Raw genomic sequence first — 12,312 nt, forward strand, 5'->3', positions numbered from 1 at the left:
AACTACGCCACCTCTACCCAACCACACAGCAAAACTAAGCCGCGACAGTCTACTAGCGGAAAACGTTCCAGCACCTGGTAGCCGTTGTCGCTCAGGAAGAGACACACCTCGTCGACCGGCCAACCGCCCGTCAACGCGCTCCCGACCACCGCCTGTGACCAGTCCCGTTCCTCAGCCGTGCTCGGCAGGGAAACCGTCATGTGGCCATGGAACGGATCCCATTCGGTCACGTCCGCGGCCTTGGCCACAGAAGCACGGGCCAGCGCCGCCAGATCATCCACCCCGTCGACCGGGGCAACCAGCGCACGCTCTCCGAGAAGCATCAGTGCCGGGCCAAAACTCACCGTGCGTGCGGTGGCCCCGGCGAAGGCCGCCTTGAGCGTGCCGATGTCCACGGAGTCGACTGAAACAGTGCCCAAGAACCGCAGGGTCACGTGGAGGTGATCGGCGCCGACCCAAGCCGATTCCGGGCTGGCGTCCAAGGCCGCGAGATCCTGCCGTATTCGGGTCCGCAGGTGTTGCGGTGGCTGCAGTCCGACAAAAAGGCGGCCCTTCACCGATGGACTCCCCGCACTCACTGCTCACCGACCGTCCGTCCGAGGGCTGGTGCGTCGGGCGGGGGCGCCCGCGACCCCGAGCAGGGTGAGGGTTCACCTCCGCCGGACAACGCCATGCACCAGCTTGATGGCGCTGCGCCGTAAGACATGCTTCCAAGCCTCGCCGCTACTGGCCAGAGCCAATCTGACACGAACTGGTCTCTTCACCGGCCTGCACGGCGCCGAGGCGGCAGTTGTGGCCACTGGCTGCGCCGATAGTCTCTCCGGAACAGACCCGACGAATTGCGAGTAGCTGATGATCCGAGACCTGTACAACGTCCGGTTGCAGCCTGCTGAAGGCGACTCCACGCCACTCACCGAGGAGGAAGAGCAGCGCGCGCGGGCAGCGTTGTTCAACGATCTGGGCAAGGCCATCGCCGAACGGGGTTGGGTCCGGTTCCCCGCATACTCGCCGGAGGAACGCCGCCGACTGGTTGATGTCGCGCACCGTCTCAGTGCTCATTGGGAGCAGCAGGTGTTCATCGAGGCGGAGGATCAGTGCGCCATGAAGCTCTATCTCGCCGGGCACGGGCCAGTCGGTGAAACCGCTGCTGCCGTAGGCGTGAGGTCACCATCGGCGTGATCTCGGTTGGTGGATCATGGTTGGGTGATACGTCGCCATGAACTGCCCGATGCCGAGTGGGAGTTCGTCCGGCCGCTGCTGCCCGCGTCCCTGCAGGGGCGGAAGAGGTTGGACGACCGAAGGGTCCTCAACGGGATCGTGGGGAAGTTCCGCACCGGACAGCCTGGCGGGATATGCGCGAGCGGTACGGACCGTGGGCCACGCTGCACACCCGCTTCCGCCGATGGGCCAGGGACGGCACCTTCGATCGGACGCTCCGGGAAGCACAGGCGCGGGCGGGCGCGGGCGGTGAGGTCAACTGGTTGGTGTGGTCGACTCCACCATCGTCCGCGCCCACCAGCACGCCGCCGGGGCCCGAAAGGGCGGCTCCGCAGCCCCGGTCTTGGACGCTCCCGAGGCGGCCTGATCAGCAAGTTTCATCACGCTTGCGATGCCTTTGGCCGCCCGCTCGCATTCACCGTCACGGGCGGTGACATCAACGACTGCACCCAGTTCACCGCCGTGCTGGAAGCGATACGGGTGCCGCGCATCGGCCCGGGACGGCCCCGGGTGCGGCCCTCCCACGTCCTGGGCGACAAGGGCTACGGCTCCGAAGCCATCACCGAAGTGAGCCCGTTCCGGACAATCATGCCGGGACGAACTCCTGACCCGGGTCCGACTGGCAACCGTTGAGCAGCACGTCGTGAATGTACCGGTTGCGGTGCGGGCGGCCGCGCCGGCTGTGAAGATAGGCATCCGAGGGCTTCTCGCTGACGATCAAAGGGATCAGCTGCTCGTATCTGCCGCCGTGCGAGCGGAGGTGTCTGGGCGGCTCAGCCTGGCTGTGGAAGGCGGATGATCTTCCGAGAACTGTGTGCCGATCAGCGGCTATGGCGATGTCTCCGGTGAGATCGTCAGGCAGTTCGAACGCGGTAGCTGCTTCACTACCGGTGTAGACCTCGGTAATACCTGCGGTGTTGCCGAGCAGTTCGATGACGCGTGCACGGTTGCCGGGCTCGGTGTATATCCAGGCGAAGGATCCCAGTGCGCCGTGGTGGGCAGTGTAGGGATCGGTGATGGGGAGTACTGCATGGCCAGAAATCCCGGCGTCGCGAAGGATGTCTTCGAGCAGGAGAACTCGGGGGGCCCCGTTCGCGTGATGCTTGGAGTTCATCCCATGGTCGGCCGTAATGCCAACGACATAGCCGGCGTCAAGGTATTGAGCGAGCCGCTCGTCGAAGGCGGCATAGAACCTGTTGGCCAGCGGTGAACCCGGGGGCTCGCGGTGCTGGACATAATCGGTGAAGGAGACATAGAGCAGGCCGATAGGACCTGCTTGGCGGTGGGCCGCCAGCCCGATGTCGAGGGCGTAGATGCTCGCATCCCAGTCGTAGATGTGCGGGGCGGGTCGGCCAACGAGGTCGGCCGCGGTGCCCTCGCCGAACGGGGAGATCAGATGGGAAGCGGCTTGTTCCACGCTCACCGCGGGGACGCCACCGACACCGAGCAGCCGGCGGAGTTTCTCCTTCGCAGTGACGACGAGGACGGGCACCCCGATCTGCTGCAGTGCTGCGTGGATCGTGGTGACACGGAGGTCGCTCGGCTCGGTGAGCTGGCGTTCTTGACCGTCACGGTCGCGGTAGTAGTTTCCGATGATGCCGTGGTGCGCAGGAGCGACCCCCGTGACAATGGAAACGTTGTTGGGATTGGTGAAGCTCGGCATCTCCGACAGGGCGTCCACGAAAAAGGCTCCGCCGTCCAGGAGAGCGCGCAGATTCGGCATGCAGCCGGCGTTCAGTGCCGCAGTCAGGTAGTCCACGGCGCATCCGTCGATGGTCACGACGACAGTCGGACGACGGGGGACGCCATAAACGTTGCCGTTTACTGTGACGGTTGAGGATCTGGATGACACAGAAGAAGATGACACAGAAGAAGACATGCGGAAATACTCCTGCAATAGGGAGTTGAAGTCGGGTCAGGATGGCCCGTCGAGAGAGTGTCCGGAACTTCAGCGTGGGACGTGCAGGGCGTATTCGGCCAGGTCACCGCGGATACGGTGGACGATATACGCGATGATCCGGCCGTACTGATCGACGTTGGTACCGCTCAGCAGCAGCAACGGGGCTCCGACTGCAATGTCGAGCAGCGCGGCGTCCCGCGCGTCGGCAGCAAGCGCGGAGAAGCGGCGATCGTCTCGACGCAACTCCAGGTCGTGAGCGTCAGCCACGGCGGTGAAGACACTCCTGTCACGATCCCAGCCATCGGGAACCAGTTGACTGGGCAGCACCGCGAACGACCTGCACCAGGGAACCTCTTCGAGGAGCAGCGTGTAGCGGTACTCGACCAGGGGCCCAGGGAAGGCAGGGAAGGTCCACAACTCGCTCGGTGCGCTCAGCCCCACTCCGGCCGACTGAGCCAGCTCCGGTACGCCCTGGCCGCCGGTTGACGCGGGATCGGGATGCCGGATCACCCGCTGGAGTTCTTGGCGAACGGCGTGACCACGCGACCTCATGGACTCAAGCAGGCTGATATTGCCGTCGTCGATGCGGTGTCGGATGGGCTGCGGTGCGACGAAGGTGCCCACACCGTGCTCCGTGCGTACCGCTCCAGCGCGAGCGAGCTCAGCGAGCGCCCGGCGGACTGTCATCCGGTTGACACCGTAACTGTCCGCCAGGGATGTCTCGCTGGGCAACTGCTCTCCGGTGGCGAACTCCGAGCGTTTGATCCGATCGAGCAGATCAGCGCGGATGGCATCCCACAGTGCCATGCCCGCCCCCCGCGGGAGCGGGGTGATCGGCCGCCGCCCACCGTCGTCCACCCGCTCGCCTGCCACGGCTGTCATTTTGGCATGCCTCCTTCCCTTCCTGCGGTCAGTGTCCGGGGAGCACCGGCTCGCGGGCGCTCGTTGGTCATCTGTTCACCTGGCCTTCGACGCTCGCTCATCTCATTTAGACCTCTACACAAGTATAACTGACCAGGCAGAACCATCAAAGCGATCAGGAGGTGTCAGGTGAAGGTGTTGTTCCTGGGCGATGTCGTCGGTCCAGAGGCAGCCGATTACGTGGTCGAACGGATGCCCTCGCTGCGTGCGGAGGTGGGAGCCGACGCGGTCGTCGTGAACGCGGAGAACGCCGAGCAGAGCGGTCCTCAGATCCGCACCGGCTTCGGCATGACCAGGGCGCTGGCCGACCGGCTGTGCGACGCCGGGGTCGACGTGATCACGAGCGGTAACCATGCGTGGGACGGAGAGATGAAGGCGGTGGAGGCCGCCCTTGCCCACCCCAGGGTCGTCCGGCCGGCCAACATGCCTGATGGAGTCCCAGGCCGGGGCGGCATCACGATCGACGTTCACGGCGAGCAACTGACCGTGCTGAACCTCATGAGTCGCTCGGCGGTCGTCGAGCCGAAGCCGTTGTTCCAGCGGTGGCTCGCCTCCCCCGACGGCGTTCAGCCGCTTTGGCCCGCATGGCGCGCCGCGCACAAGTCCGGGGCGGTGCTCGTGGACCTTCACGGGCTCGTCGTCAGCGAGAAGCAGGCATTCGCCCACGCCGTGGACGGCGCCGCCGCCGCTGTCCTTGGGACCCATACCCATGAGGCCACTCATCACCTGCATCGGCTGCCGGGCGGCACCGCATTGGTCACGGACGTCGGCATGACCGGACGCCTGGGCGGTGTCACCGGGATCGATCCGCTCCACTGGGTCGCCAGCCTGCAGGGGGACGATCCGGCGACGCTGCCCCGCTATGAGCTTGCCACCGGCCCGATGACGCTCGGCGCCGTGGTCCTGACCATCGAAGGCGGCCGTACCACGGAATTGAAACGCGTCTTCTGACCCTGGTCTGCCGATCAATGGGTTTCGGAACCCGCACCGCACGCCTCTATCGAACTGACATTCGTCCGACCGAAAGGTGAGACACTCATGGCCATCTCCGGCCGCCGTGGCATCCCGGTCCTGTTGGCCGCGCTGATCGCACTGGTCTGCGCGGCCTGTGGACCGGGTGTTGCCCTCAAAGACCAGAACGCCACCACGTCCCCCGGTGGCATCATCAAGATCGGCGCCCCTTACCCCCTCACCGGGACGTGGGCGGAGAACGGCCGCAACGCGTTGCGCGGCATGGAGGTGGCCGTCAAGGAGATCAACGCAAGTGGCGGCATCAAAGCCCTCGGGGGAGCGCGACTGGAGATCGTGTCAGCGGACACGGGCTCGACCGATCCGAGCCAGGCTCGGACCGCCACCACGAAACTGATCGACACCGACCATGTCAGTGCCGTGGTGGGGAGCTTCCTGAGCAGTATGTCGCTGACCGCCTCGACGGTCGCCGAGCAGTCGAAGGTGCCGTTCGTGACGCAGTCGCTGATCGATCAGTTGGTCACGCGTAAATACCAGTACACATTCAAGATCCCGGCGAACACCAGTGCCACGGGCCCCGCTGCCCTGCAGGCCTATCTCGATGTCGCCGCCTCTCGCGGCCCAGCGCCGACCAAGGTCGCGATCTTCACCTCGAACGACGCAGCGTCGAAGGCCCAGTCGGACGCCTTGCGGGCCGAGGCGGAAAAGCGCGGTCTGTCGGTGGCCGCGTTCGAGGCCTACTCGCCCGGTTTGACCGATGCCTCAGCCATTGTCACCTCGCTCGCCGCGGCCAAGCCGGACGTCATCTTCGGGGCCGGTTCCGTCGGCGACCTCACCTTGATCGTGAAGAACCTGCGCAACCGCGGCATCACGACGCCGATCGTCGGCAGCGGCGGAACAGGCTTCCTCGGCAAGGGGCTCAAGGAGGGCCTCGGGGACCGGGCGAACGGTATCCTCGCCATCTCCTCGTGGAGCGACGATCTCAAGCTGCCCGGCGTCGAGCAAGCCACGGCCCACTACCGCTCGCAGTACCACGAGCCGTTCATGCCGAACGAGGCCGGAGAGTCGTGGGTCGCGGTGCACTTGGTCGCCGCGGCGATGGAGAACGCCCGCAGCAGCGCCCCCGCAGCAATCGCCAAGGCGCTGCGCGCCACACCGGCGACCAGCGGGCCCGCCTCGTCGATGCCGCCCGGACGGGTCGAATTCAACGCCGCCGGCTCCAACTCCGCGGTCGTGCCGATCATGATCCAGTGGCAGAACGGCCGGCCGCGCACCGTCTGGCCGGCTTCGGTAGCCACGGTCACCCCGACCGGCTGAGGGGCGACGATGACCATTTTCGTTCAGACGGTGCTGAGCGGCCTGCTCCTCGGCGGTGTGTACAGCCTGGTCAGCGCCGGTTTGGCCCTCAGTTTCGGTGTCACCAACATCGTTGACTTCGCCCACGGCGACTTCGTCACGGTGGGAATGTACGTCGCGGTAGTCCTCGGAGGGGTCGGCATAGGTCCTATTCTGTCCGCCCCCGTGGCCGCGATCGTGGTGGCCCTGTTCGGACTCCTGATCTACACGGCCTCGCTGCGCCGAGTGGTCGACCGCCCGCAGGACACCAGCGACTCACGCCATGTGCCCCAACTCGCCGTTACCTTCGCCCTGGGCATCGTGATCCAAAACGCGCTGCTGCTGGGGTTCGGGCCCGACCAGCGCACGACCCCGGGAGCGGGTCAGGTCCTCATGTTCGGACCCTTCGATATCGACCGCGCCCAGCTCATCGCGTTCTGCCTGGCCGTGACCGTTCTCGGGCTACTGCTGATCACTCTGCGGTCCACACCGTTGGGGCGGGTCATCAGCGCAATGGTCGATGACCAAGAGGTCGTCACCCTGCTCGGCATCCGTTCGGGACGCCTGCTTCCCCTCGTGTTCGCGGCAGGGCTTGGGCTGACCGGTTTCGCCGGAAGCGTGATCAGCAGCTACTTCCCCGCCGCACCGGCCTCCGGCCTGTCCTTCATGACGATCGCGTTCGTCGCGGTCGTCCTCGGCGGGATGCGCAATGTCCTCGGTGCAGTGGTCGCCGCGCCCCTGATCGGCATCACCCAGCAGATCACCGCCACCTACCTGTCCCCGGAAATCGCCAACCTGGGCGTCTACGTCGTGTTCATCGCCGTCCTGCTGGTGCGACCCCACGGACTCTTCGGGCTGAAGGGACTCGCATGACTGGCCTGCTCAAATCCCCCGCGACACAGATCGCTGGCTTCATCATGGCGATCGGATCCCTCCCGTTCTGGCTCATCCCCAACAGCGGCATCCTCGCCATCGCCATAGTCGCGCTGCTCTACGCGGCCGCTGCCGGCGCGTTCAACCTCACTGCCGGCCTCGGTGGCCAACTGTCGTTCGGGCACTCGATCTTCTTCGGGCTCGGCGCCTATGCCACTGCGCTGCTCCGGCAGGACCTCGGCTGGAACGTGTGGGCCGCAGTCCCGGTCGCGCTGACCCTCGCCGTCGTGGCCGCCCTCGCCCTCGCCCTGCCTTCTGTGCGACTCGGCGGGGTGTACTTCGTGCTGGTCAGCTTTGTCGCCACACTCGCCCTCGAATCCATTGCGACCTGGGCCAGTGACGTCACCGGCGGCGCCGCGGGCGTCTCCCTCACAGTCGGCCCGCCGGCACCAGCAGAACTGCGGTTCGGGAATCCGCTCGGGCACTACTACGTCGCGCTCATCCTGCTCACCGCCTTCCTCGCGTTCTTCGCCGCGGTGACGCGCAGCAACTTCGGCCTACGGCTGCGCGCGGTGCGCGACGATCCCGCCGCGGCAGCCGCGTCCGGGATTGGCGTGGCCCGGCTCCGAACCGTCTCACTGCTGGTGAGCGCCGCGTTGACCAGCCTTGTCGGCGTCGCTTACATGCAGTACACCGCGTACATCGACCCGGCAAGCGCCTTCGGCTCAATGACCGCTGTGGCGATCGCCATGCCCGCACTGTTCGGCGGACTCGGCACATTGTGGGGGCCCGTTCTCGGCGCCTTCGTGCTCATCTCGGTGCAGCAAGCCCTCAACCCGGCATTCTCCGGAGTCCCCGCAGGGCTCGGACTCATCGTGTTCGGAGTGCTCGTCCTGGCACTGCAGACCATCGAGCCCAAGGGACTCGTCCACCTGCTCCGGTCCGGCCTCCGGCACCTCGGCCAACGCCTGGGCACCTCGAAGCGAACGGCCCAACCCGCAAGGAACAGCCTGACATGACCGGACAACCGCTCCTTGAGGTCCGCGATCTTGTCGTCCAGTACGACGGCCTCCGAGCCCTCGACGGCGTAAGCTTCGATGTGCACCGCGGCGAATTCCTCGGGCTGATCGGCCCGAACGGCGCCGGCAAAAGCACGGCCTTCGGAGCCATCGCCGGAACCGTCCGCCCCACCGCCGGCACGATCATCTTCGACGGCCGACCGATTCAGGGTCTGGCCAGCCACCGCATCGCCCAGCTCGGGATCAGCCGCACCTTCCAGCACGTGCAGCTGTTCAAGTCGCTGAGCGCCCTTGAAAACGTGACCGTTACCGCGGCCACCCGACATCGCTCCCGCCGGACCGCCCGGCTGCGGGCAGAGCAGCTTCTTGAACACGTCGGATTGGCCCACCTCGCCGCGAGCCCCGTGGCCGCCCTGTCCCTCGGGCACCAAAAGCTCGTCGCGATCGCCCGCGCCCTGGCCAACGAGCCCCGTCTGCTCATGCTCGACGAGATGATGTCCGGGCTGGCCGACCACGAGTGGTCCCAAATCCTGAGAGTGCTTGCCGACCTGCGTGGCACGGGACTGGCCCTGATCGTCGTGGAACACATCATGGAGATCATCGACCGGCTCACCGATCGCGTCATCGTCTTCTCCGACGGACGCATCCTGGCCGAGGGCAACAGCCTCGACGTCCAGGCACAACCCGCGGTACGAGCCACCTACCTCGGAGAACCCATTGCTTGATATCGACGGCCTCTCAGTACGCCGAGGCACCCGCCAGGTTCTGACGGACCTGAATCTGTCCGTCACCGCAGGAGAGTTCGTCGCGATCGTGGGCAACAACGGCGCCGGCAAAACCACTCTGCTGCGCACGATCAGCGGCCTGATCCCACATCACCGCGGCCGTGTCTCGATTCTCGGCCACGACCCGGCCCGTGCCCGCCCGGACCAGATCGCTCGATCCGGCCTGGGACACGTCCCCGAAGGACGCCGTGTGTTCGCCTCCCTCAGCGTCCTCGACAACCTCACCGTGGGGGCAACCACCCTGTCTCGGCGACAGCGCAAGGACACGATGGAACGAGTCCTCACCCTGTTCCCCCGGCTTCAGGAACGCGCCGCACAACGCGCCGGAACCCTCAGCGGCGGCGAACAGCAGATGCTCGCCATCGGCCGCGCACTCATGGCACGTCCACGCATCCTCATGCTCGACGAGCCCTCACTCGGACTCGCACCGATCATCACCCGCAACACCTTCAGACACCTACGCACCGTTCAGCAGGAGTGGGGAGTCGCCATCCTTCTCGCCGAGCAACGCACACGGATACTCACCGATATCGCCGACCGCACACTGCTGCTCACCTCGGGGCGTCTCGAGCCGGAACAGCAGGTGCCCGAGACCGCGGGGGTAAGCGCCTCATGAGTACGGTCAGCTTCATCGCGGGCGGCATCGTCGATGTCGTCGCCGGCACCACAACGGACGAGGTGGTCATCCACACCGACGATGGACTGATCGTCGGCCTCGACAGCACGACCGGGAACAGCGGCGAAGTCCACGACCTGCGCCCGTACACCGTCGTACCGGGTCTGATCGACTCCCATGTCCATCTCACCTGGAGTGGCCTCGCGGTACCCAACGAGATCAGTAACCAGGAGAGCGACGAATTGTCCCTGCTGCGTGGCGTCGCCAACGCAGCCGCGCACCTACGGGCCGGTGTCATGGCGGTCCGGGACCTCGGTTCACGACGCGGTACCGCACTCCATCTCGCGGCCGCCGGGCGTCTGGGCATCATCACCGCACCCGAAATCGTCGCCAGCGGCAACCTCATCGCGATGACCGGCGGCCACGCACACTACCTCGGCGTCCAGGCCGACGGCCCATGGGCGGTGACGAAAGCGGTCCGCACCGAACTCTCCGCCGGCGCGGGCGTCATCAAGATCATGGCGTCAGAGGGGCTGTTCGGGATGGACGAGGATCCTCGCGTCCCCCAGTTCGAGATCGAGGAACTGCGCGCAGGAGCGCGTGCAGCGCACCGTGCCGGGAAGACGATCGCCGCTCACGCCTACGGGGCCGCCGCCATCACCAACGCGCTCGCCGCCGGCGTCGACACCGTCGAGCACGGCGCTCATCTCGAACCCGATCAAGCCGAGAAAATGGCCTTGAGCGGCACGATCTTCGTGCCCACCCTGTCGACCTACCACTCGTATACGACCAAGGCCGACGAGCTCGGCTTCAGCAGCCAGATGCGTGCCACCGCACACGAGACCTACGAACGCGCCCGCCACGCCGTACACCTTGCGCTGCAACACAATGTGGCCATCGCCGCCGGGACCGACGCCGGGGTCCCGGGGCAACCACACGGCGCCCTCGCCACCGAACTCAAGCTCCTGGTCGACGCGGGCCTCTCCCCGGCCGAAGCGCTTCGGGCCGCCACCGTCACCGGAGCCTGCGCCCTCAACCTCACCACCACGCGCGGCCGCCTCAGCCCCGGCATGACAGCCGATTTCATTGCCCTCGACGGAAAACCACTCGACGACATCACCGCCACCGCGCGAGTAAGAGCAGTCATTCAGCACGGGCGGATCGCCACCAGCACATGATGGCCCCGGCTCCACGGAATCACGGGGGGGTGTCGCCTGCATCGACGGTCCGGTGCATCTGCTCCGGGTACGAGTGACCACGTGTGCGCCGGCGCCTTCAACAGCGCCGACAGGCCAACACGCTGAACTTGACAGAGAGGGAGGTTCACCGGGGCCCGCTTGGCTCAGGTACCCGTGGTCCAGCGGTTGGCGGGGACGGGCAGGCCGAGGTTGCCGCGCAGGGTGTCCGCCGTGTACTCGGTGCGGAACAGGCCTCGCTTCTGCAGGATCGGGACGACGCCGTCCACGAACAGGTTGAGCTCGTCCTCGACGCGGAAGGCGAGGATGATCCCGTCGAATGCCTTGGCGTCGAACCACCGCTCGATGGCGTCGGCCACCGTCCGCGGCGCGCCGACGAACGGCGAACGGCGGAGCTCCGAGACGGTTTCCACAACCTGACGCAGGGTGAGGTTCTGGGCCTTGGCGCGGGCGATGAGCTTGACAGCGCCGGTGCGGCCGCCCTTCTCGGCGAGGTGGGCGACGTCCGGGAACGGGGCGTCCAGGTCGTGCGTGCTGAAGTCGTAGGCGCCGAAGGAGCGGCCCAGGAGGGCAAGGCTGCGGTCGAAGTCGTGGTCCTCCTCGAAGATCTCCCGCTCGCGGCGCAGGGCGGCTTCGTCGGTGGCGGCGACGATGGGATCGCCATGGATGAGGATCTTGATGTGCTCGGGATTGCGGCCGTAGGACGCGGCGCGCCTCTTGACGTCCGCGTAGTACTCCTGGGCCTGCTCCAGTGAGGTGTCGCCCGGCGCGTAGATGCCCTCGGCGACCCGGGCGGCCAGGTCGCGGCCCTCCTCGGACACTCCGGCCTGGAAGATGACCGGCTGACCCTGCGGGGAGCGCGAGATGTTGAGCGGGCCCGCCACCTTGAAGTGCTCGCCCTCGTGGTTGAGTTGGTGCAGCTTGGACGGGTCGAGGAAGATGTCGCGCTCCACGTCGGCCGGGAAGGCGTCGTCCTCGTAGGAGTCCCACAGGCCGCGGGCGACCTCGACACACTCCAGGGCGCGGTGGTAACGGGTGGTGTAGTCGAGGTGCTCGTCAAGCCCGAAGTTGCGGGAGGTCCCGCTGTCGACGCCCGTGACGACGTTCCAGCCGGCGCGGCCCCCGCTGATGTGGTCCAGGGAGGCGAACCGGCGCGCGAGGTTGAAGGGCGAGTTGTACGTCGAACTCGCCGTGGCGACCAGGCCGAGGTGCCGGGTGTGGGTGGCGACGGCCGACAGCATGGTCAGCGGTTCCAGCCGGTTGAGGTAGTGCGACGGGAAGCCGGCGCTGACGAACTGGCTGTCGGCCGTGAACAGGGCGTCGAAGAGGGCGTGTTCGGCTGCCTGCGCCTGCCGGATGTAGTAGCGGATGTCGGTGCTGATGTTCTTCGCGATGCGCGGGTCCTTCCACAGACCGTGCTGGGCGGGGCCGCCGACACCGTACGGGTGCAGGGCGAGGTGGAGCGTGCGGGACATGGGGG

General features: G+C 66.7%; 13 protein-coding genes and 1 pseudogene. 10 read left to right on the plus strand and 4 right to left on the minus strand.

The window, feature by feature from the left end; translation table 11 throughout:
* Nucleotides 1–2: 2 nt before the first annotated feature.
* Nucleotides 3–578: a 2'-5' RNA ligase family protein gene (locus AC27LF_RS44665; protein ID WP_487231261.1), complete on the minus strand. Its 576-nt coding sequence runs from the start codon at nucleotides 576–578 to the stop codon at nucleotides 3–5.
* Between the two features lie 274 nt (nucleotides 579–852).
* On the opposite strand from AC27LF_RS44665, the gene AC27LF_RS44670 reads away from it, so the two are divergent.
* The 3 genes and pseudogenes from AC27LF_RS44670 to AC27LF_RS44680 all read left to right on the plus strand — a co-directional run bounded on the left by AC27LF_RS44670 (nucleotide 853) and on the right by AC27LF_RS44680 (nucleotide 1,851).
* The gene (locus AC27LF_RS44670; RefSeq protein ID WP_479665034.1) at nucleotides 853–1,179 is read left to right on the plus strand and encodes a hypothetical protein; all 327 of its coding nucleotides are present in this window, start codon (nucleotides 853–855) and stop codon (nucleotides 1,177–1,179) included.
* Nucleotides 1,180–1,235: 56 nt separating this feature from the next.
* Nucleotides 1,236–1,418: pseudogene (locus tag AC27LF_RS44675) on the plus strand (hypothetical protein); the annotation flags it as partial.
* Between the two features lie 49 nt (nucleotides 1,419–1,467).
* Nucleotides 1,468–1,851 carry a transposase gene (locus AC27LF_RS44680; protein ID WP_479665033.1) on the plus strand — a complete coding sequence of 128 codons (384 nt, stop codon included), beginning with the start codon at nucleotides 1,468–1,470 and terminating at the stop codon, nucleotides 1,849–1,851.
* Here the strand turns inward: AC27LF_RS44680 and AC27LF_RS44685 are convergent.
* Nucleotides 1,805–2,998: an alkaline phosphatase family protein gene (locus AC27LF_RS44685; RefSeq protein WP_479665032.1), complete on the minus strand. Its 1,194-nt coding sequence runs from the start codon at nucleotides 2,996–2,998 to the stop codon at nucleotides 1,805–1,807. The two genes, AC27LF_RS44680 and AC27LF_RS44685, sit on opposite strands and share 47 nt — an antisense overlap.
* Nucleotides 2,999–3,166: 168 nt before the next feature.
* Nucleotides 3,167–4,000 carry a GntR family transcriptional regulator gene (locus tag AC27LF_RS44690; protein WP_479665031.1) on the minus strand — a complete coding sequence of 278 codons (834 nt, stop codon included), beginning with the start codon at nucleotides 3,998–4,000 and terminating at the stop codon, nucleotides 3,167–3,169.
* A gap of 168 nt (nucleotides 4,001–4,168) precedes the next feature.
* On the opposite strand from AC27LF_RS44690, the gene AC27LF_RS44695 reads away from it, so the two are divergent.
* The 7 genes from AC27LF_RS44695 to AC27LF_RS44725 all read left to right on the plus strand — a co-directional run bounded on the left by AC27LF_RS44695 (nucleotide 4,169) and on the right by AC27LF_RS44725 (nucleotide 10,814).
* Complete coding sequence (locus AC27LF_RS44695) at nucleotides 4,169–4,990, plus strand: YmdB family metallophosphoesterase (RefSeq protein WP_479665030.1); 822 nt, start codon at nucleotides 4,169–4,171, stop codon at nucleotides 4,988–4,990.
* A gap of 87 nt (nucleotides 4,991–5,077) precedes the next feature.
* Complete coding sequence (locus tag AC27LF_RS44700) at nucleotides 5,078–6,325, plus strand: ABC transporter substrate-binding protein (protein ID WP_479665029.1); 1,248 nt, start codon at nucleotides 5,078–5,080, stop codon at nucleotides 6,323–6,325.
* 9 nt (nucleotides 6,326–6,334) lie between these two features.
* Nucleotides 6,335–7,216 carry a branched-chain amino acid ABC transporter permease gene (locus AC27LF_RS44705; protein WP_479665028.1) on the plus strand — a complete coding sequence of 294 codons (882 nt, stop codon included), beginning with the start codon at nucleotides 6,335–6,337 and terminating at the stop codon, nucleotides 7,214–7,216.
* Nucleotides 7,213–8,235: a branched-chain amino acid ABC transporter permease gene (locus tag AC27LF_RS44710; RefSeq protein WP_479665027.1), complete on the plus strand. Its 1,023-nt coding sequence runs from the start codon at nucleotides 7,213–7,215 to the stop codon at nucleotides 8,233–8,235. The genes AC27LF_RS44705 and AC27LF_RS44710 overlap by 4 nt, the downstream gene beginning before the upstream one ends.
* Nucleotides 8,232–8,960 carry an ABC transporter ATP-binding protein gene (locus AC27LF_RS44715; RefSeq protein ID WP_479665026.1) on the plus strand — a complete coding sequence of 243 codons (729 nt, stop codon included), beginning with the start codon at nucleotides 8,232–8,234 and terminating at the stop codon, nucleotides 8,958–8,960. The genes AC27LF_RS44710 and AC27LF_RS44715 overlap by 4 nt, the downstream gene beginning before the upstream one ends.
* Entirely contained in the window at nucleotides 8,953–9,636 is a 684-nt protein-coding gene (locus AC27LF_RS44720) for an ABC transporter ATP-binding protein (RefSeq protein WP_479665025.1), read from the plus strand. Before AC27LF_RS44715 ends, AC27LF_RS44720 begins: the two co-directional genes overlap by 8 nt.
* The gene (locus AC27LF_RS44725; RefSeq protein WP_479665024.1) at nucleotides 9,633–10,814 is read left to right on the plus strand and encodes an amidohydrolase family protein; all 1,182 of its coding nucleotides are present in this window, start codon (nucleotides 9,633–9,635) and stop codon (nucleotides 10,812–10,814) included. The genes AC27LF_RS44720 and AC27LF_RS44725 overlap by 4 nt, the downstream gene beginning before the upstream one ends.
* Nucleotides 10,815–10,978: 164 nt before the next feature.
* Here the strand turns inward: AC27LF_RS44725 and AC27LF_RS44730 are convergent, their stop codons facing one another.
* The gene (locus AC27LF_RS44730; protein ID WP_479665036.1) at nucleotides 10,979–12,307 is read right to left on the minus strand and encodes an LLM class flavin-dependent oxidoreductase; all 1,329 of its coding nucleotides are present in this window, start codon (nucleotides 12,305–12,307) and stop codon (nucleotides 10,979–10,981) included.
* Nucleotides 12,308–12,312: the final 5 nt, after the last annotated feature.

This window comes from Streptomyces diversicolor, assembly GCF_057537855.1.